Source organism: Halopseudomonas sp., assembly GCF_036960865.1.
Classification (GTDB): domain Bacteria; phylum Pseudomonadota; class Gammaproteobacteria; order Pseudomonadales; family Pseudomonadaceae; genus Halopseudomonas.
On record NZ_JBALWE010000010.1, the window covers coordinates 46,393 to 63,967 of the forward strand.

Here is a 17,575-nt window from a genome sequence, read left to right on the forward strand (position 1 = left end):
GGTCAAACCGGCTACGTATTTTGGCCGATGCGCCAGAGCACACCGGCAGGATCGGTGAGGGTAAAGTCGAGCATCCCCCAGGGCTGCTCTTCCAGCGCGCTCAGGCGAACTCCGTACTTGCCCACCAGATCGGCCTTGCTCAGGGCGGCATGCCAGGCAGCGGCGTCCTCCACCAGCAGGTGCATCATGAAGTTGTCGGCCAGCGCCGCCTGATAGAAGTTCTGCAGCAAAAAGCTGCAATTGCCCAGATGAAAGTAGGCCACATCGCCCATGTCAGAGGCCATGGTGAACCCCATATCACGGTAAAACGCCTTGCTCGCAGCGTAGTCGCGCGAGGGCACAAAGGCCTTGATCTCGGTAGCAGTCAGTTTACTCATGTACGCTCCTTGTATGGGCTGGCGGTGGGATCGGATACAGCGCCTGCGGCCGGCAACAACAGGTAAAAGCAGGTGCCGCCCGCCGAGGTGGTAAACCCGACCTCACCGCCCATCTGCTCTACCAACCCACGGGTAATTGGCAGGCCCAGGCCGGTGCCGCCGGTTTTACGCTGTGATGAACTATCGGCCTGCGAAAAACGCTCAAACACCTTGTCCTGAAACGCCAGGGGAATGCCTTCACCCTGATCACTTACCTCAATACGCCAGTATGCATCTGCCTTCACGCGACTGACACCCACGGTAACCAGACCGCCAGCCGGAGAAAACTTGATGGCATTGGAGAGCAGATTGTCCAGCACCTGTTTGAAGCGAGTGGCATCTACTGTCACGCGGGCCTCATCGAACGGGTTAGTGTACTCCAGCCGCAGCTCGCGCTGGGCCAGCATGCCATCCAGTTCCTGCAGCGCACTGCGCAGCAACTGGTCGAGCGGCATGTCCTGCAGCTCAAGCTGCAGCCGTCCGGCCATGATCTTGTCGATATCCAGCAAATCATTGATCAGCTTGAGCAAGTGATCGGCGTTGCGTCTGGCCAGGGCCAGCATGCGCTTGGCTTCATCCGGCAAGGCACCGACCGCGCCGCCCTGCAGCAACCCCAGGGTACCGAGGATACTGGTCAGCGGTGTGCGCAACTCATGATTAACGGTCGAGACGAACTCGTTTTTTATCCGCTCGGTCTCGGCGTGCAGTGCCTCATGCTCACGCTGCTGCCGCAGCTTGCTGGCATGCGCGTAACCCACGGCCAGCAATAACAACGCCAGAGCCGCATACATGCCGAGCCGATAGAGCAGCAAGTGTGCATCGCCTACTCGCCGTTGCAGCACCAAACGCCAAGTCACCCCCGGCAGCGGAATCTGCATCGCTTGCTGCAGAAGCTCCGGCTGCAGATCAGCCCCCCAGAAGCGGGTGTACTGCTCACCCTCAAGGCGCTGCAGTTGCAAGTTGAGGTCCTGCCAGCGCGGCTCGCTATCCAGCATGCCCAGCAGCGCAGGCGCGTCCATTACGGTGCTGACCAGCCCCCAGTACTCACCGTCCATATACACCGGCGTGCGGTAGATCAGACCCTGCGCACCCTGAACCAGGGTTAGCGGGCCGGCTAGCGCCGGTTGCTGACTGCGCATAATCTGCTGCACCGCGACCCACTGCTTCGGCATATCGGGATAGTAGAGCCCGAGTGCCGCCTCGTTACCCTCGCGCGGGAAAATCAAGGCGATGCGGTTGTCCGGTGCTATACCGATGTTGATCAGGTAATCGACTTCCTGATTCATGCTGGCCAGCCAGGCCTCTACCTTCTCCGGCTCTTGCAAGCCGCGCTGACTTTGCAGAAAGGAAACCAGGCCGCGACTCAGATAAATGCCATCGCGCAGGCGGGTTTCCAGCGTGCTGCGCACCTCGGCGCCGCGCAGCAGCAGCTCCTGCGCGCTTTGGCTGCGCGTGGAAACACCGATCTGCCAAAGCAGCAGCTCGATCACCAGCACGCCCAGCAGCAGTAACAGCAGCAGGGAACGGAGCAGTGGGCGAAGGTAGGTTTGCATTCAGGCGCGACGTCGCTGCGGCTTATCCTGCGTCCAGTCTAGTGCACACTGGAGCACTTGGTTCAAGCCAGCCATAACAGCACCAATGCCAGCGCGGCGGGCGCGGCCTGCACATAGAGAATTTTGCGGCTGGCGGTGATAGCACCCACGATACCGGCAAGCAGCACGCAACCCAGGCAGAACAGCTTGATACCATCACCGGCCGGCCCCAGCGCAACGCCCCAGATCAGACCGGCGGCAAGAAAGCCATTGTACAGACCCTGATTGATCGCCATGACCTTGGTCGCGGCAGCGCTCTCGGGCGTTTGGCCAAACGCCTTGAGCCCCAGCGGTTTATCCCAGAAGAACATTTCCAGCAGCAGAAAGTAGGCATGCAGCAGAGCGACCAGCAGGGTGACGAACGAGGCGAGCGTGTACATGGTGATTCCTAATATTGGTTATACCGTCACTGTAAACCGAATCAGCTATGCAACAACAGACGCCGACGCACGCGGGCGGGTGTATCGCCAGTCCAACGCCGAAAAGCCCGATTGAACGCACTTTGCTCGGAAAACCCCAGTAACAGCGCAACATCGCTGAGCAGCAGTGCCGAGTCGGCCAAATACTGCTGCGCCAACTGTTGCCGCACACCATCCACCATGCCGCTCCAACTTTCCCCGCGCGCTTCCAGCCGGCGCTGCAGACTACGCACTGAGAGGTGCAGCTCCGCCGCCACCCGGTTCAGACTCAGCGTGCCCTCCGGCAGCAACCGCAGCATGCAGTGCTGCAACGCCCGAGCAAAGGCATCCGAGTCTGGCAGCGCCAACAGCAGCGCCTGCGCCTGTCGGTGCAACAGTTGCTGTACACCGGGGTCGCTGCGCGGCAAGCGCAGCGCCATCATCTCAATAGGAAAATCCACCCGCGTGACTACTGCCGAAAAAGTTACCGGACAGCCGAAAAAGGACGCATAGGCGCCCGCCTCGGCCGGCGCGACAAAGGCGAAGCTCACCCGCCGCGGGCGCAATGGCGTTGCCAACAGGCGCTGCAACAGGCACAGCAACGCCGCTATGGCGACGGTATCCGCCAGCTCGCCGGTTGAAGCCTCGGCGGGCCAGGCCAGGCTCACCTCGTTAGTGCCCAGGCTGACCTGTACCAGATCATCACCGTAGAACAAGCGCTCATAGCGCTGGTATGCCGCCATCCCCTGCGCCAGGTCGTGGCAGGCCAGTAGCAGATAGCCCAATACCCCCACATGCCGCGGCTTTATCTGCGCACCTATCTGCAAGGCGGCCAGCGAACGAGACGGCGCCATGGCCACCGCCTGCTCCAGCATGGACTGCCATAGCGGCATGGGCACCAGGTCGGCGGGGGCACGGCTATCAAGCAGCACCCGCAACTCAGGCGCTGGCAGCTGTTGATCGTCGAGCCAGTGGGTCAGTAGTTGTACCCAGGCGCCAGTTACCCTTAGCGGCGTCGCCATTCAGCCTCCGTTTTGGCGTTTAGAGTCAAAAATACGGCATGCAGAGTCAATATATACCCTTTCTCGCAGTGCATGCTGGTCCACTGATAAACCTTGATGCGTAGGGTGCCTTGCGATGAGCTTGTTTGAACTGTTGCAGCAGGTACTGGTGGACAGCGGCCTGGGCTGGCTAGCGCTGGATGAACGCCAATTGGTGTTCATGCTGGCGACCCCGGTCTTTATCAGCGTGTTTGCCTGGGAATATCTGAAGATCCGCCACAACCCCGAGCTGGTGGAGGGCCGCGAGGCGCTGCGCAACTTCGCTCTGGGTGCCGGTTATCAGACCACCGAGCTGCTGTTTGCCGGGCTGATCGCCTTTCCGGTGTACGCCTTTGCCTACCACCACCGGCTAGTGGATATCCCGCTGAACCCGTTCACTGCCGCGCTTCTGTGGCTGCTGACCGACTTCTGCTTTTACTGGATGCACCGTTCCTCCCACCGCGTGCGCTGGCTGTGGGCGGCGCACGTCACCCACCACTCTTCTGAGCGGATGAATTTCTCGACCGCCATGCGCCAGAATGCCACCAACATTTTCAACGGCGGCTGGTTATTTTACGTGCCCCTGGCGTTGATTGGCTTCAATCCGGTATGGATCGGCGTGTGCTACGCCCTCTCGCTGGTCTATCAGTTTTTTATCCACACCACCCTGGTTGGCCGGCTGCACCCGGCCATCGAATTCATCTTCAACACGCCCAATCACCACCGCGTGCATCACGCGCGCAACCCGGATTACGTGGATACCAACTATGGCGGCGTGTTCATTGTCTTCGATCGGCTGTTCGGCACCTTCACCTGCGAACGGGCGGGGGTGCCCATCGAGTACGGCATTACCCGCCCGCCGCAGCACAACAACCGCCTGTGGATGCACTGGCTGCACGAGTACCGCGATCTGGCGCGCGACATGCGACAACCGGGACCACTGCGTCAGCGACTGAGGCACCTCTGGCGCCCGCCGGAATGGGAACGTGGCGACGACTGACCCGCCACCCGCGCACGGCGGGTATAATCGCCCGCCATGAAACTGGATCGCTTTATCAGCAACCGCACCGCACACAGTCGGCAGGCAGCGCGCCTGCTGATAGCCAGCGGCCGCGTGCTGGTCGGCGGCCTGATCACCCATGATCCACGGCACGAGGTCGATCAGTTTGTGGCCATCAGCCTGGACGGTCAGTTGCTGCAGGCCCGCGAGGCGCACTTTCTGATGCTGCACAAACCGGTCGGCTATCTCAGTGCGACCAGCGATCCGCAGCATCCCACGGTAATGGAGCTACTGCCACCGGACCTGCAAGCGCAACTGCACATTGGCGGCCGCCTGGATCGCAGCAGCTCCGGCTTGCTGATTCTGACCAACGACGGCCTATGGTCACGGCGCTTGACCGAGCCACGCATCAAGGTGCCCAAAACCTATCACGTCACCACGCTGCGGCCGATCAGTGCGGAGACGGTCGAGCGCTTTGCCGCCGGTATCTACATGACCACCGAGCAGCTCACCACCTCGCCCGCCCAATTGCAGCAACTGGGCCACTGTGAAGCACGGCTGACGATTTACGAGGGGCGCTATCATCAGATCAAGCGCATGTTCCACGCCGTAGGCAATCAGGTGGCGACGCTGCACCGCGAAAGCATGGGCGACATAGTGCTGGACCCGGCGCTGCTACCGGGCCAGTACCGTGCCTTGACCACTGCCGAAATTGCCTCGGTCGATCAGCCAGCCTCGGCCTCCAGATCCTGATAGCAGTCCGGCCGAAAGCGCGGCGAGCAGATCGCCAGAAACACCAATTGCTCCTCGCCGGTGTTGCGAATGCGCTGGGCACAACCGGCGGGGATCAGCACCATGTCGCCCGGCGCTACCTTTTGCGGTGGCAGCTCACCGAGTTCTACCTCGCCCTGCCCTGCCTCGATCAAATAGCGCTCTACCACCTCTTTCAGCGCATGCCAGCGGGTAGTTCCACCCACCGGCACGCGCGCACGGGCCACCGAGACAGCAGGGTCCTGTTCGCTGTTCGACAGCTCGGTGATAAAACAACCTTCTACAAAATAGTACTCAGCGCCCGGCTCCAGGCGTTTTATCAGTGGCACCACAATCGTTATCTCCCAAGGGCAACACGCATGGATAGCGAGCGAGCACGCGATAGCGCGAGCCGTTTTCGCCGGCCTCACTGGTGAACAGACAGAGTTCGGTCACTGCCCAGGCGGGCAATTGCAACTGACGGTGGCGGGCCAGGAACTCGGCCGGGCTACCTGCCCCGCTGCCGCAGCGTGCCAGCGTGACGTGTGGCACGAAGCGTTGCGGGTCGGGCGCTAGCTCGGCGGCCAGCCGGGCATCAAGCCTGTCGCGTAAACTGTGCAGCGCAGCAGTATCGGCAAGACCGGCCCAGAGAACACTGGGCCGGGTGGGCGAGCCGAAATAACCGGCGCCACTGATCTGCAATGGAAAGCCCTCCCAGTGCAATGCCGCCAATGCCTGTTGCACACGGTCGGTTTGCGCATCGCTCAGCTCGCCGAGAAAACGCAGTGTCAGGTGCAGTTGCGCGGGACTTTGCCAGCGCAGGCCCGCGCCCGGCACTGCCAATGCAGCCAGGGCCGCCGCCTGCGTTCGGGGCAGCTCAAGGCCGATGAACAATCGCGGCATCGGCCTGCTCTGCGTTGTGGTAGCGCGCCCGCACCCGGCGCAGATACTGCCCGGGCGTAAGCCCCACAACTGACTTGAAGTCGTGGCTGAAGTGCGCCTGATCACTGTAGCTAGCCAGGTAGGCGATCTCGGCCAGCGGCTCGGGTTGCGCCTGTTTCAACAACTCGCGACTGTAGGCTACCCGGTGCAGACGGCTGAACTGCTTGGCGGTCAAACCCAGATAACGGCTGAATAAACGCTCCAGCTGACGCTGCCCCAACCCGGCCTGCGCCAGCAGCTGAGACAGCGGCTGTTGACCTCGCGCCGCGCGCAACAACGCCAGTGTTGGCGTTAACGCTCCCGGCGCTGTGGCACCCTGCGCCAGAGCGCCGCGCAAGGCTGTTTCCAGCAACGCCACGCGGCTGGGCATGTCCGGCGCCAACTGCAGCTGCTCGGTCAAGGCGGGTAGATCAAAGCGCAGGTAACGCGCGCCCTCCAGCCCCAGCACTTCACTGGCAAACTCACTGGCCGCACAGTGCCAGAATGCCGCTCCCATGCCGGGGTGGAAACGCACCGCAAACACCCGTACTCCGGCCGCCAGCGACAGCTGCCCGGAATGCGCAGCAGTCGGGCTGAATAACACACCCTGCTGCGCGCGTACTCCATTGATGTTCAGCTCCCCCGCCAGCTGGAACAGCAAGGAGCTGCCGCCATCGGGGTGCAACAGCTCGCGGTGAGCCAAGGTCTGCCCGGCGGGCAACGCCAATTCCCAGTAATGCTGCACATAGGGCGCCAGCGCCAGCATCGGCGATATTTGCCGATAGCCAAACGCCGCCAGATTGCGTTGCCAGGTGGTCTGCGCGGAGAGCGAAGCAAGGGTGGAAGTCATGCTCGCAGCATAGCAAAGCACCACGCGGCGCAGGTCGAAAATCTACAATACCGCTGCCCCGGGCGCGGCTAGATTGGGCTCACATTCAACTGAAGGAGATAAACCATGCGAGTCGATCATTTCACCGTTGCACCGGGTATCGCCCGCGCCATGATGGCGTTGGAAGGCTACTTGAACAAGGAAGCGGCGGGCCCAGACAAGCTGCCCAAGCGCTTGCTGGAGTTGGTCAAGATCCGGGCTTCGCAACTCAACCACTGCGCTTACTGCCTGGACATGCACACCAAGGATGCCCGCGCCCTCGGCGAAACCGAGCAACGCATTTACGCACTCAATGCCTGGCGCGAGACGCCGTTCTTCGACGCGCGCGAGCGCGCGGCATTGAGCTGGACCGAAGCCCTGACCCGGCTAACGGATAACCTGGTGACCGAAGAGCTGTTCGAGCAGGTACAGGCGTGTTTCAGTGAACGAGAGTTCAGCGACCTCACACTAGCCATCGCCACCATCAATGCCTGGAACCGCTTTGGCGTGGCCTTCGCCCCTGAGGTAGGGGGCTATCAACCCGCCTGAGTCCACCCTTGGCGCGGCAAACTGATTGACAGTGTCAACCACCAAGCATAAGGTTGACACTGTCAACATGAAACGCCGCCCTGATCATGCCAGCTACCGCCCTGAATGAAGCCCTGCAACGGGTCACACACGCCTACCGCGCAGCGATGGCGAGCGCCATTCGCGAAGCCGAAGTGCCCTTGCCGGTTACCCATGTGCGGGTACTCAAGGCGGTAGGCAACCTGCCTGAGTGTACCGCGCAGCGAATTGCCCAGCGCATGCGGCGGGACAAGGCGCAGATCACCCGCGTGCTGAATGAGCTACACGCCAGCGGGCTGATCAACAAACGCGACAACCCTACCGACCGGCGTAGTCAGTTACTGGAACCCAGTACTGCCGGCAAGGCCATGATGCAGCGTATAAAACAGCTTGAGCAACAGACTCTGGCGCGCATGACCCGTGAGATAAATGCCGATGAGGTGGCCCTGTTCATACGCCTGGCCGGGCGCATGACAGACAATCTGGACGCGCCCGCGTCCGACCACTGAATAGGCTGGAGATGTCCGCATGAAACGACCCGAACCCCGTCTGCTGCAGGTTCTGCGCAGCACCACCGTCACCCCCAACATGCTGCGCGTCACCCTGGGCGGCAGCGGCATGAGCACCTTTCCCGCCGACCAGGACGGCGCCTACATCAAGCTGATGTTCCCGCCGGATGGCGAAGGCAAAGACATCGTCCGCACCTACACCGTACGTTATCAGCGCGAACTGGAAATGGACGTCGATTTTGTCCTGCACCACGATGGCGGCCCCGCAGCCAGCTGGGCACAGGAAGCACAGCCCGGTGACAGCATCCTGATCGGCGGTCCCGGCCCGCAAAAACCACTGAATCCGGAGGCAGACTGGTATCTGGTGGCAGGCGACATGACTGCTCTACCAGCCATCAGCGTGAATCTGGAACAACTGCCCGAACAGGCTCGCGGTTATGCGGTGCTGGAAGTCATCAGCGAGGCGGATATCCAGCCGCTCAAGGTACCGGCCAATGTTGAGCTGATCTGGCTGGTCAACCCGCATCCGGGTACGCAGCCGGAACTGCTCGTTGAACACCTGCAGACATTGCCCTGGCTTGATGGCCGCCCCAGTGTCTGGGCGGCCTGCGAGTTCAGCGGCATGCGCGCACTGCGCCGCTACTTCCGTGAAGAGCGTCAGGTGGAGCGCGGCGACCTGTACCTCTCGAGCTACTGGAAACTCGGCATCAGCGAAGACCAGCACAAAGTGGTCAAACAGCAGGATGCCGTCACCGCCGATTAACCGGCGGCGCGGCGCGCCAGCTTGAACTGCAGCGATTTGCGCACGGACGGCCATTCGCTATCAAGAATAGAAAACACCACGGTGTCGCGTCGCGCGCCATCCGGCTCCAGTCGGTGGTTACGCAGCACGCCATCTTGCTTGGCTCCGAGCCGTGCGATGGCCGCGCGCGAGGCCTGATTGTGCCAATGGGTACGCAGCTCTACAGCAATCGCGCCCAGCTGCTCGAAGGCATGCTGCAATAGTGCCAGCTTGCATTGCGTATTGACGGCGCTGCGCTGCACCCGACTGGCGTACCAGGTGTAACCGATTTCCAGCCGTCGGTTGGCAGGCTCCGCGTTGCAGTAACGGGTGGTACCAATCAGCTTACCGCTGGACTTTTCTATCACGGCAAAGGCCAAGGCTCGGCCTGCGGCCTGCTCGCTCAAAGCGTAAGCAACATAGGCGTCCAGCGTGTCGGCACCGGGCACCTGGGTGTACCACAACTCCCACAGACGGCCATCGGCTGCAGCCTCGAGCAAGGCCGGCTTGTCTGCTGCCCGCAAGGGCCGCAGCTGCACCAGCTCAGTGTGTAACTCTACTTCCTGCAACCAACTCATACTTTGTCTCCTTTGGAAGGGTCAGCGGCGACCGGATGCTGCTTGCGCAAGGCACGGTACTGCAACCGCCCAAACGCGTAAAACAGCGCCCATTGCAGCAGCAATAGCAGTACCAGATAAGCCGCCAACAGCTGCAAAACATACTGCAGAGTGCCGGGGTCAAGCATCGCCATAAAATCCCGCACCTGATCCATGAAGACCATTAGCAAACCGCCAATGACCAATCCGCTGACCACCGCAGTCGATGCCAGCGCGCAGAGCGACAGCACCAGAGCCTCTCCTGCGCTGAGCGCTTGTTTCCGCTCCCGGACCACCCAAGTAGCGGCATAAATAGTCGCCGCAGCCAGCGTGGCGGCCGTCGCGCCGCTACCAAGATTCAAGTCAAAAAAAACCTGAATGGCGCCCATGGCCAATGCCAGCAACAGGTGAACGCCGATATAGCGCAACGTACAGCGCACCCAGGGTAAGGCCCCTTGCATGCTTTTTCTCCAGATCAGATTCAATGCCCCGCTACCCCAGCCTGCCAGCACCTGGCAGCCAACGTAAACCTGTACACAGACACCTGCGAGCCAGGCACTAAAAAAGGCGTCAGCGTCGCTCGGCAAACAACTCGACACAGTGGTCGATAAAGGCTCGCACCGGCGGCAACATACCCTTGGGTGTGGTAAACACCATGTGAATATTGCCTTCCACCGCATGCCACTCCGGCAGGATATGCACCAGCCGGCCGCGTTTCAGTTCCGGCCCGCAGACGTGCTCAGGCAGCAGCACCACGCCCATACCTGCGACTGCCGACTCGCAAAGCAATTGCATGTCTCCGCAGCTGAAGTGCGGCACGTGGGCATGCGTTCGCGTCTCGCCGCTATCATTGGCAAATTCCCAACGATCGCGCTCCAGTAACTCACCCACTGAGAGCGTGGGAAAGGCAGTCAGTTGCTCAAGGCTTAGAGGCGCACCGCCATGCGCTGACAACAACTCAGGGCTGGCTACCAGAATACGCGCGCTGACACCCAGCGAACGCATGGCCAGAGACTGATCGGTATCAAAGCGGGTCGCCACGCGAAACGCAACGTCGATACGTTCGTTGATCAGATCCACTCGTTGGCTCGACAGCAGCAACTGCAAGCGTACCTGCGGGTAACGCCGCATAAAATCCACCAGCGCCTCGCGACCAAGGTACTCCATCATCCCGGAGGAGCAGCTCACGCGCACCGTCCCGCGCACCTCGTCCTTGGCGGTCATTGCCAAAGCCTCCGTCGCCTCCAGACGGTCGACAATCGCCTCACACTGGCGATAAACCTCGCGGCCCATATCGGTCACCCGAAAACTGCGCGTCGAGCGCTCAATCAAGCGCGTCCCGAAATACTGCTCCAGCCGGGTAACACGCTTGCTGAGCTTGGATTTACGTTCACCGGTAGCACGCTCTGCCGCAGCAAACCCGCCAAAACGCACTACCCGGGCAAAGCAGATCAAATCGTTCAAGTCCTGCATTACACCCCCTTTCTGTTTCCATATAAGAAACGATGAGTAGGGAGATCATAGCCTACAGAAGCCCCCCTCTAATGCCTACAATAGCCATCAAAGGCCTAAATCAATAGCTTTTAGCGCCTCGCGCTTCTACGCACATAGTTCGAAAGGGAAACAGTAACATCCAACCAACTGCTTTACCCATCTTTCCCCAACAGGAGAAAACCATGAGAAATTTATCCGCTTTGGTCATCGCTTCTTTTATTGCTGCCACTCCTCTCGCACAAGCGGAAGACGGCACTGATCACTACAACCAGATGCTCGAACGCGTGAACAGCCAAACCGACAAGGCCGACGACGCCCAGCAACAGCAACACACCGCCAGCCGTCACGAACACGCCAAAAGCTAGCGCGAATAAGGAAAACTGTTTCCAATAGTGAAACTCTGTGTAGCAAAACAGAGTGCTACTGCGACACTTTGCCGCTGCCTATAGTGGACATCAGCCCCTGATTCAGCGCGACTTGCGTGTTGAGGCCCGTTTTCTGTCAATCCTTGCACAGGAAACAGTTTCATAATATTTCAAGCGCGTACCCAGTGTCACTCAGGGGTAGCTTTACACCTTAGGAGAGCACCATGAGAAATCTTTCTGCATTGATAGTTGCATCCTTTCTTGCCTCCAGCCCGATTGCTCAGGCGGATGACAGCAAGGAGCGCGTGAACAACCTGCAAGGCAACAGCCAGAGCAGTACAACCTCCAGCGCTGCAGGCCTCGCTAAGAACGAGAAAGAAGAATCCGTGAAGGATGAACACAAGCCTGCCTGACATGCCCTCAGCCCTGCCCGCGAGGCAGGGCTGACCTGGACTCAGCGTACAGGTAACTTAGGGCTTGGCGTCCCGAACCGGGCCAGCATAAGCAACAAGCAACTCGCCGCCGACCGCCGGACGTTAAACGCCAGCAGCATCTCGGCCTACTCCTGCACCCGTAGCACCTCTCTTACCCTCGGCACCCGAAATAGCAAACCCGGACGCAGGCCGTTAATAAGATTCGCGAACGACAGCGCCATTGTGTTGACCTTGCGCTCGAGGATCAGCGCACGCAGCTCATCCTCTACCTTGGGCGAGACCGTAGGAAAACCGCCGGCATCCACAGTAGACATCATCAACAACGGCGACTGCGCGATAAAGTTACACATGCTCGGATTCAAGTGAACACAGATTTTCTCGCCGTGAGCGGGCGCGGCTTTCCCAGCATGCTGCGCAGTTCCTCCATATTCTGTACCTGCATCCGACGCTTCTTATGCGGATCATCGCTCGCGCCAAGGCTGTAGGCAATTTAGCGCACACGCCCCTGAAAACCGGGCGTTTGATGATTACCCCACGGCACTTCACGCATGCAATCTCTCAATCGCCCCGATAGAGATGCGCCATCGGCTGTGCCTTGTTGACGGCACCACACTGAACTATACCGATCAGACTCATCCAATAAGGTAGCACCTGCAAGCGACGTTTATCGCGCCTGCGAACAGTCGAGATACGAAAAGCCGGCAAGGCGAACGCATGCCGGCACAACGATAGTGGAGGCCTGATGATGACCGATAACAACGTAAAACCGACCACCAACGACGCCGGGATACCGGTATCCAGCGATGAGCACTCCCTCACCGTCGGACCCGACGGCCCGATTCTGCTGCACGACCATTATCTGATCGAGCAGATGGCCCAGTTCAACCGCGAACGCATTCCCGAGCGCCAGCCCCACGCCAAGGGCGGTGGCGGCTTTGGCCACTTTCAGGTAACCCACGACGTCAGTGCCTATACCAAAGCGGCTGTTTTCCAGCCCGGCACCAAAACCGATGTACTGATGCGCTTTTCCACCGTGGCGGGCGAGCGTGGCAGCCCCGACACCTGGCGTGACCCGCGCGGCTTCGCGGTCAAGTTCTACACCAGCCAGGGTAACTACGACATGGTGGGTAACAACACGCCGGTGTTCTTTATCCGCGATCCGATGAAGTTTCAGCACTTCATTCGCTCACAGAAGCGCCGTGCCGACACCAACCTGCGTGACCACGATATGCAGTGGGATTTCTGGTCGCTGTCCCCTGAGTCAGCGCACCAGGTCACTTGGCTCATGGGCGACCGCGGCATCCCTAAATCCTGGCGGCACATGAATGGCTACAGCAGCCACACTTACATGTGGGTTAACGCCCAAGGGGAAAAATTCTGGGTCAAGTACCACTTCAAGACCGATCAGGGCATCGAATGCCTGACTCAGGAAGAAGCAGACAAACTGGCCGGCCAGGACGCCGATTACCACACTCGCGACCTCTATGAAGCGCTGAAAAAAGGCGACCACCCCAGCTGGACGCTACACGTGCAGATAATGCCGTTTGCCGACGCCGACAACTACCGCTTCAACCCCTTCGACCTGACCAAGGTCTGGCCGCACGGTGACTACCCCTTGATTCCCGTCGGCAAGCTGACACTGGATCGTAACCCTACCGATTACCACACCGAAATCGAGCAGGCCGCCTTCGAGCCGAACAGCTTGGTGCCGGGCATTGGGGTCAGCCCTGACAAGATGCTGCTGGGGCGAGTATTCGCTTACGCCGACGCACACCGCGCACGCCTGGGGGTGAACTACAAGCAGATCCCAGTCAACCGCCCGCAATCACCGGTGCACAGCTACAGCAAGGACGGCGCAATGCGCATGGACAACGTCACCGACCCGGTTTATGCGCCCAACTCCAAGGGCGGACCAGCAGCGGATCCGTCACTCAACCCACCAGTGGATACATGGCAGACCAGCGGAGACATGGTGCGCAAGGCTTACACCCTGCACGCCGAAGACGACGATTTTGGCCAGGCTGGCACGCTGGTACGTGAGGTGATGGACGATGCCGCCAGAGAACGACTAGTGAACAACGTGGTCGGACATCTGAGTGATGGCGTACAAGGGCCGGTGCTGTCACGGGCGTTGGAGTACTGGCGCAAGATTGATCAGGATATCGGCGATCGCATCGCCAAGGGAATGAAGGACAGCTAAAACCAGGCCATCAACAAAGCAAAAACCCGGCGAAAGCCGGGTTTTTGTTGTTACCGAACAGCCGCGATTAAACGCCGCTGGCCTCGGCAGACTCGACATCTTTCATCGACAGCTTGATGCGGCCGCGATTGTCGACATCCAGTACCAGGACTTTGACTTCCTGGCCTTCCTGCAGCACGTCGGTCACTTTCTCGATACGCTCGTTGGCGATCTGCGAAATGTGAACCAGACCATCCTTGCCAGGCAGGATGTTGACGAATGCGCCGAAGTCGACGATACGCTCAACCTTGCCGGTGTAGACCTTGCCGATCTCGGCTTCGGCCGTGATGCCATCAACGCGCGCCTTGGCAGCGTCAGCCGCTTCCTTGCTGGCAGCGAAAATCTTCACAGTGCCGTCGTCGGTGATGTCGATGGAGGCGCCAGTCTCGTCGCAGATGCTGCGAATGGTCGCACCACCCTTGCCGATCACGTCGCGGATCTTGTCGGAATCGATCTTCATGCTGATCATGGTCGGCGCGTTGGAAGAGATTTCCTTGCGCGAGGCCGGCAGCACTTCGTTCATCTGCTTGAGGATGCTCAGGCGAGCGTCGTGGGCCTGATGCAGCGCGATCTCCATGATCTCTTCGGTGATGCCGTTGATCTTGATGTCCATCTGCAGAGCAGTAACACCCTTCTCGGTACCAGCTACCTTGAAGTCCATGTCGCCGAGGTGATCTTCGTCACCCAGGATGTCGGTCAGAACCGCGAACTTGTCGCCTTCCTTGACCAGACCCATGGCAATACCCGCAACCGGCGCCTTCATCGGCACACCCGCGTCCATCAGCGCCAGGGAAGCACCACACACGGACGCCATGGAGCTGGAACCATTGGATTCGGTGATTTCCGATACGACGCGGATGGAGTACGGGAACTGCTCCATATCAGGCATAACAGCCTGAATACCGCGACGCGCCAACCGACCGTGGCCGATTTCGCGGCGACCGGTACCGCCCATGCGACCACACTCGCCCACTGAATAGGGAGGGAAGTTGTAGTGGAACATGAAGGGTTCCTTACGTTCGCCTTCCAGCTGATCCAGCAGCTGCGAGTCACGCGCGGTACCCAGAGTGGTAACGACCAATGCCTGCGTTTCGCCACGGGTGAACAGCGCAGAACCGTGGGTACGGTCCAGCACGCCCACTTCGATGTTCAGCGGACGCACGGTCTTGGTGTCACGACCGTCGATACGCGGATTACCGTTAACAATGCTCTCACGCACGGTGCGGTATTCGATTTCCTTGAACCCGTCCTTTACCTCACCGGCAGAGAACTTGCCGTCCTCGTCACCAGCCAGCGCAGCGATGGCGGCGTCACGCAGCTCGCCCAAACGGTTGTAACGCGCCTGCTTGTCGGTGGTGGTGTAGCCTTCGGCAATACCGGCACCAAACTGGCTCTTGATGGCCTCCAGCAGAGCGGTGTTTTCTGGCTCTGGCTGCCAATCCCACTTGGGCTTGCCAGCCTCGGCGGCAAGCTCCTTGATCGCCTGGATAGCAGGCTGGAATTCCATATGGGCGAAAAGTACGGCGCCCAGCATCTGGTCTTCGGTCAGTTCCTGTGCTTCGGATTCAACCATCAGTACGGCGTCTTCGGTGCCGGCAACAACCATGTCCAGACGTGAGCCTTTCAGCTGTTCGTAGTTGGGGTTGAGCACGTAACCCTTCTCGTCGTCAAAGGCGACGCGGGCGCAACCGATGGGGCCATTGAAGGGCGCACCGGAGATTGCCAGGGCGGCAGAAGTACCCAGCATGGCAGCCATGTCTGGATCGGTAGTCTTGTCGGTAGACACTACGGTACAGACGACCTGGACTTCGTTCATGAAGCCATCAGCGAACAGCGGGCGAATCGGACGGTCGATCAGGCGCGAGGTCAGGGTCTCTTTCTCGGAAGGACGGCCTTCACGCTTGAAGAAACCACCAGGGATACGGCCGGCTGCGTAGGTCTTTTCGATGTAGTGCACAGACAGAGGGAAGAAATCACGGCCAGCTTCGGGTTGCTTGGCGGCCACGACGGTGACCAGAACGCTGACAGCGTTATCGATGCTGACCAGTACGGCACCAGTAGCCTGGCGGGCGATACGGCCCGTTTCCATAGTGATGGTGCTGTTGCCTAGTTTGAATTGCTTGATGACCGGTTTCACGGTGTCTTCTCTCTCTTTTTTGCCTTTGGGGGAAACTCTGGGCATGGCCGGGATTCGGACCCGACCATGTCCAAACGGGGCTGGTCTTAGCGACGCAGACCCAAACGGCTGATCAGATCGCTGTAGCGAGACAGGTCCTTCGACTTCAGGTAGTCCAGCAGCTTGCGACGCTGGTTAACCATACGAATCAGACCGCGACGTGAATGGTGATCCTTCTTGTTGTCCTTGAAGTGACCCTGCAGCTTGTTGATGTTTGCAGTCAACAGAGCTACCTGGACTTCAGGAGAACCGGTATCGCCTTCAGCGCGCTTGTAATCGCCAACGATTGCAGCTTTTTCTTCAACACTCAGTGACATCTCGTATTTCCTCTGAGGTAACAGGCCGGGACCAGTGTCCCGTGTTTTAAATCGAGGAATGACCGTGCCTGTTGACAGCCACCCTCGTGGTGACCCGCTATCGGGTCAACTTGTGGATCGAAACCGCCCAGAGGGCCGCCCCAACCTTGATTCTGCACCGCATCCGCCAGCGCGGATGGTGAAAAATATCATGCATTGAAGCGCAATAAGCGCTTCGGCGCCACCCTGGCATCTTCGGTCATTTCGCCAATGCCGAGAAAGCGTCCCTCAGCGTCCTTCAGGCGTACCTTGCCAAAGGCAGGACTACCCGGGACGCGTACCGCCTGACCATGATTGAGGTAGTAAGCCGTCTGCTCGGTCAGCTCCAGAACAGGCCAATCTTCCAGACCGCTATCCATGGGCAGCAGCAAATGATCCAGCGCTTCCGGCCCGCCTTCGGCGTGCAGCGCTTCCAGGGCTTCAAGCGTCACCGACTGGCTCAGGTCGAAGGGGCCGGCAATGCTGCGACGCAGCGAGGCGACATGCGCACCGCAACCCAGCGCAGCGCCCATGTCTTCAACCAGGGTGCGTATATAAGTGCCCTTGCTGCAATGCACTTCCAGCTGCAAGCGATCACCTTCCAGGCCGAGGACCATCAGCTTCGAGATGGTCACGGCACGCGCCTTGCGTTCAACCGTTTCACCTGCGCGCGCCAGCTTGTACAAGGGCTGACCTTCGTGCTTCAGCGCCGAGTACATCGGCGGAATCTGCTCGATGTCACCGGTAAACTGCGGTAGGCAAGCCTGCACCTGCTCAAGACTGATATCGACCGGCTTGATTTCAAGCACATCGCCCTCGGCGTCGCCGGTGGTGGTGGTCATGCCCAGTCGCGCTTCAGTTATGTATGCCTTGTCGGCGTCCAGCAGGTACTGCGAGAACTTGGTGGCCTCACCCAGGCACAACGGCAACACGCCACTGGCCAGCGGATCCAGGCTACCGGTGTGGCCACCCTTGTTGGCATTGAACAGCCAGCGCACCTTTTGCAGGGCCTGATTGGAACTCATGCCGAGCGGCTTGTCGAAAATCAGAATGCCGTCGATCGCGCGGCGTTGTTTCTTGGCACCCGCCACGCT

At 59.9% G+C, this 17,575-nt stretch carries 22 protein-coding genes; 8 read left to right on the forward strand and 14 right to left on the reverse strand.

Going from position 1 to position 17,575, the window contains the following annotated elements:
* Nucleotides 1-11: 11 nt before the first annotated feature.
* The 4 genes from V7747_RS14685 to V7747_RS14700 all read right to left on the reverse strand — a co-directional run bounded on the left by V7747_RS14685 (nt 12) and on the right by V7747_RS14700 (nt 3,428).
* Entirely contained in the window at nt 12-377 is a 366-nt protein-coding gene (locus V7747_RS14685; protein ID WP_335616768.1) for a VOC family protein, read from the reverse strand.
* Complete coding sequence (locus tag V7747_RS14690) at nt 374-1,969, reverse strand: ATP-binding protein (protein ID WP_335616769.1); 1,596 nt, start codon at nt 1,967-1,969, stop codon at nt 374-376. The genes V7747_RS14685 and V7747_RS14690 overlap by 4 nt, the downstream gene beginning before the upstream one ends.
* A gap of 62 nt (nt 1,970-2,031) precedes the next feature.
* Entirely contained in the window at nt 2,032-2,388 is a 357-nt protein-coding gene (locus V7747_RS14695) for a DUF1304 domain-containing protein (protein ID WP_335616770.1), read from the reverse strand.
* Nucleotides 2,389-2,429: 41 nt separating this feature from the next.
* On the reverse strand, nt 2,430-3,428 hold the full coding sequence (locus V7747_RS14700; RefSeq protein ID WP_335616771.1) for an AraC family transcriptional regulator: 999 nt from the start codon (nt 3,426-3,428) through the stop codon (nt 2,430-2,432).
* A 115-nt stretch (nt 3,429-3,543) separates the two neighbouring features.
* Here V7747_RS14700 and V7747_RS14705 point away from each other — a divergent pair, with 115 nt between their 5' ends.
* Nucleotides 3,544-4,446 carry a sterol desaturase family protein gene (locus tag V7747_RS14705; protein ID WP_335616772.1) on the forward strand — a complete coding sequence of 301 codons (903 nt, stop codon included), beginning with the start codon at nt 3,544-3,546 and terminating at the stop codon, nt 4,444-4,446.
* 36 nt (nt 4,447-4,482) lie between these two features.
* Entirely contained in the window at nt 4,483-5,199 is a 717-nt protein-coding gene (locus tag V7747_RS14710) for a pseudouridine synthase (RefSeq protein WP_335616773.1), read from the forward strand.
* Here V7747_RS14710 and V7747_RS14715 read toward each other — a convergent pair.
* The 3 genes from V7747_RS14715 to V7747_RS14725 are packed head-to-tail and all read right to left on the reverse strand — an operon-like array spanning nt 5,172 to nt 6,967.
* Nucleotides 5,172-5,549 (reverse strand): cupin domain-containing protein, encoded by a 378-nt coding sequence (locus tag V7747_RS14715; RefSeq protein ID WP_335616774.1) that lies wholly within the window; start codon nt 5,547-5,549, stop codon nt 5,172-5,174. The two genes, V7747_RS14710 and V7747_RS14715, sit on opposite strands and share 28 nt — an antisense overlap.
* On the reverse strand, nt 5,512-6,099 hold the full coding sequence (gene thpR / locus V7747_RS14720) for an RNA 2',3'-cyclic phosphodiesterase (protein ID WP_335616775.1): 588 nt from the start codon (nt 6,097-6,099) through the stop codon (nt 5,512-5,514). Before thpR ends, V7747_RS14715 begins: the two co-directional genes overlap by 38 nt.
* Nucleotides 6,074-6,967, reverse strand: coding sequence for an AraC family transcriptional regulator (locus tag V7747_RS14725; RefSeq protein ID WP_335616776.1), 894 nt, complete (start codon nt 6,965-6,967; stop codon nt 6,074-6,076). The genes thpR and V7747_RS14725 overlap by 26 nt, the downstream gene beginning before the upstream one ends.
* 105 nt (nt 6,968-7,072) lie before the next feature.
* Here V7747_RS14725 and V7747_RS14730 point away from each other — a divergent pair, with 105 nt between their 5' ends.
* The 3 genes from V7747_RS14730 (at nt 7,073) to V7747_RS14740 (ending at nt 8,824) form a co-directional block, all read left to right on the forward strand.
* Nucleotides 7,073-7,534, forward strand: a complete 462-nt coding sequence (locus tag V7747_RS14730; RefSeq protein ID WP_335616777.1) for a carboxymuconolactone decarboxylase family protein — start codon at nt 7,073-7,075, stop codon at nt 7,532-7,534.
* An 86-nt stretch (nt 7,535-7,620) separates the two neighbouring features.
* The gene (locus V7747_RS14735) at nt 7,621-8,061 is read left to right on the forward strand and encodes a MarR family winged helix-turn-helix transcriptional regulator (RefSeq protein ID WP_335616778.1); all 441 of its coding nucleotides are present in this window, start codon (nt 7,621-7,623) and stop codon (nt 8,059-8,061) included.
* Nucleotides 8,062-8,080: 19 nt separating this feature from the next.
* Nucleotides 8,081-8,824, forward strand: a complete 744-nt coding sequence (locus V7747_RS14740) for a siderophore-interacting protein (protein WP_335616779.1) — start codon at nt 8,081-8,083, stop codon at nt 8,822-8,824.
* Here V7747_RS14740 and V7747_RS14745 read toward each other — a convergent pair.
* The 3 genes from V7747_RS14745 to V7747_RS14755 form a co-directional block, all read right to left on the reverse strand.
* Nucleotides 8,821-9,420, reverse strand: coding sequence for a GNAT family N-acetyltransferase (locus V7747_RS14745; RefSeq protein ID WP_335616780.1), 600 nt, complete (start codon nt 9,418-9,420; stop codon nt 8,821-8,823). The two genes, V7747_RS14740 and V7747_RS14745, sit on opposite strands and share 4 nt — an antisense overlap.
* Nucleotides 9,417-9,899: an ABZJ_00895 family protein gene (locus V7747_RS14750; protein ID WP_335616781.1), complete on the reverse strand. Its 483-nt coding sequence runs from the start codon at nt 9,897-9,899 to the stop codon at nt 9,417-9,419. The genes V7747_RS14745 and V7747_RS14750 overlap by 4 nt, the downstream gene beginning before the upstream one ends.
* Before the next feature lie 109 nt (nt 9,900-10,008).
* The gene (locus V7747_RS14755) at nt 10,009-10,911 is read right to left on the reverse strand and encodes a LysR family transcriptional regulator (protein ID WP_335616782.1); all 903 of its coding nucleotides are present in this window, start codon (nt 10,909-10,911) and stop codon (nt 10,009-10,011) included.
* 203 nt (nt 10,912-11,114) lie between these two features.
* On the opposite strand from V7747_RS14755, the gene V7747_RS14760 reads away from it, so the two are divergent.
* Both V7747_RS14760 and V7747_RS14765 read left to right on the forward strand, forming a co-directional pair.
* Nucleotides 11,115-11,297, forward strand: a complete 183-nt coding sequence (locus V7747_RS14760; RefSeq protein ID WP_335616783.1) for a hypothetical protein — start codon at nt 11,115-11,117, stop codon at nt 11,295-11,297.
* Between the two features lie 224 nt (nt 11,298-11,521).
* A complete protein-coding gene (locus V7747_RS14765; protein ID WP_335616784.1) occupies nt 11,522-11,710 on the forward strand; it encodes a hypothetical protein in 189 nt (62 codons plus the stop codon).
* Nucleotides 11,711-11,856: 146 nt separating this feature from the next.
* Here the strand turns inward: V7747_RS14765 and V7747_RS14770 are convergent, their stop codons facing one another.
* Nucleotides 11,857-12,081 carry a pyridoxamine 5'-phosphate oxidase family protein gene (locus V7747_RS14770; protein WP_335616785.1) on the reverse strand — a complete coding sequence of 75 codons (225 nt, stop codon included), beginning with the start codon at nt 12,079-12,081 and terminating at the stop codon, nt 11,857-11,859.
* 395 nt (nt 12,082-12,476) lie between these two features.
* Between V7747_RS14770 and V7747_RS14775 the strand changes: the two genes are divergently transcribed.
* Nucleotides 12,477-13,931, forward strand: a complete 1,455-nt coding sequence (locus tag V7747_RS14775) for a catalase (protein WP_335616884.1) — start codon at nt 12,477-12,479, stop codon at nt 13,929-13,931.
* Nucleotides 13,932-13,998: 67 nt separating this feature from the next.
* On the opposite strand, the gene pnp is transcribed toward V7747_RS14775, so the two are convergent.
* From pnp to truB, 3 genes are all read right to left on the reverse strand, one after another.
* Nucleotides 13,999-16,107, reverse strand: coding sequence for a polyribonucleotide nucleotidyltransferase (gene pnp / locus V7747_RS14780; protein WP_335616786.1), 2,109 nt, complete (start codon nt 16,105-16,107; stop codon nt 13,999-14,001).
* An 86-nt stretch (nt 16,108-16,193) separates the two neighbouring features.
* A complete protein-coding gene (gene rpsO / locus V7747_RS14785; protein WP_335616787.1) occupies nt 16,194-16,463 on the reverse strand; it encodes a 30S ribosomal protein S15 in 270 nt (89 codons plus the stop codon).
* A gap of 188 nt (nt 16,464-16,651) precedes the next feature.
* Nucleotides 16,652-17,572 (reverse strand): tRNA pseudouridine(55) synthase TruB, encoded by a 921-nt coding sequence (truB, locus tag V7747_RS14790; protein WP_335616788.1) that lies wholly within the window; start codon nt 17,570-17,572, stop codon nt 16,652-16,654.
* Between the last annotated feature and the right edge of the window lie 3 nt (nt 17,573-17,575).

Coding starts and splice junctions, on each gene's coding strand:
- V7747_RS14685 (WP_335616768.1), bottom strand. CDS start 377: ATGAGTAAACTGACTGCTACCGAGATCAAGGCCTTTGTGCCCTCGCGC.
- V7747_RS14690 (WP_335616769.1), bottom strand. CDS start 1,969: ATGCAAACCTACCTTCGCCCACTGCTCCGTTCCCTGCTGCTGTTACTG.
- V7747_RS14695 (WP_335616770.1), bottom strand. CDS start 2,388: ATGTACACGCTCGCCTCGTTCGTCACCCTGCTGGTCGCTCTGCTGCAT.
- V7747_RS14700 (WP_335616771.1), bottom strand. CDS start 3,428: ATGGCGACGCCGCTAAGGGTAACTGGCGCCTGGGTACAACTACTGACC.
- V7747_RS14705 (WP_335616772.1), top strand. CDS start 3,544: ATGAGCTTGTTTGAACTGTTGCAGCAGGTACTGGTGGACAGCGGCCTG.
- V7747_RS14710 (WP_335616773.1), top strand. CDS start 4,483: ATGAAACTGGATCGCTTTATCAGCAACCGCACCGCACACAGTCGGCAG.
- thpR (WP_335616775.1), bottom strand. CDS start 6,099: ATGCCGCGATTGTTCATCGGCCTTGAGCTGCCCCGAACGCAGGCGGCG.
- V7747_RS14725 (WP_335616776.1), bottom strand. CDS start 6,967: ATGACTTCCACCCTTGCTTCGCTCTCCGCGCAGACCACCTGGCAACGC.
- V7747_RS14730 (WP_335616777.1), top strand. CDS start 7,073: ATGCGAGTCGATCATTTCACCGTTGCACCGGGTATCGCCCGCGCCATG.
- V7747_RS14735 (WP_335616778.1), top strand. CDS start 7,621: ATGCCAGCTACCGCCCTGAATGAAGCCCTGCAACGGGTCACACACGCC.
- V7747_RS14740 (WP_335616779.1), top strand. CDS start 8,081: ATGAAACGACCCGAACCCCGTCTGCTGCAGGTTCTGCGCAGCACCACC.
- V7747_RS14745 (WP_335616780.1), bottom strand. CDS start 9,420: ATGAGTTGGTTGCAGGAAGTAGAGTTACACACTGAGCTGGTGCAGCTG.
- V7747_RS14750 (WP_335616781.1), bottom strand. CDS start 9,899: ATGCAAGGGGCCTTACCCTGGGTGCGCTGTACGTTGCGCTATATCGGC.
- V7747_RS14755 (WP_335616782.1), bottom strand. CDS start 10,911: ATGCAGGACTTGAACGATTTGATCTGCTTTGCCCGGGTAGTGCGTTTT.
- V7747_RS14760 (WP_335616783.1), top strand. CDS start 11,115: ATGAGAAATTTATCCGCTTTGGTCATCGCTTCTTTTATTGCTGCCACT.
- V7747_RS14765 (WP_335616784.1), top strand. CDS start 11,522: ATGAGAAATCTTTCTGCATTGATAGTTGCATCCTTTCTTGCCTCCAGC.
- V7747_RS14770 (WP_335616785.1), bottom strand. CDS start 12,081: ATGTGTAACTTTATCGCGCAGTCGCCGTTGTTGATGATGTCTACTGTG.
- V7747_RS14775 (WP_335616884.1), top strand. CDS start 12,477: ATGACCGATAACAACGTAAAACCGACCACCAACGACGCCGGGATACCG.
- rpsO (WP_335616787.1), bottom strand. CDS start 16,463: ATGTCACTGAGTGTTGAAGAAAAAGCTGCAATCGTTGGCGATTACAAG.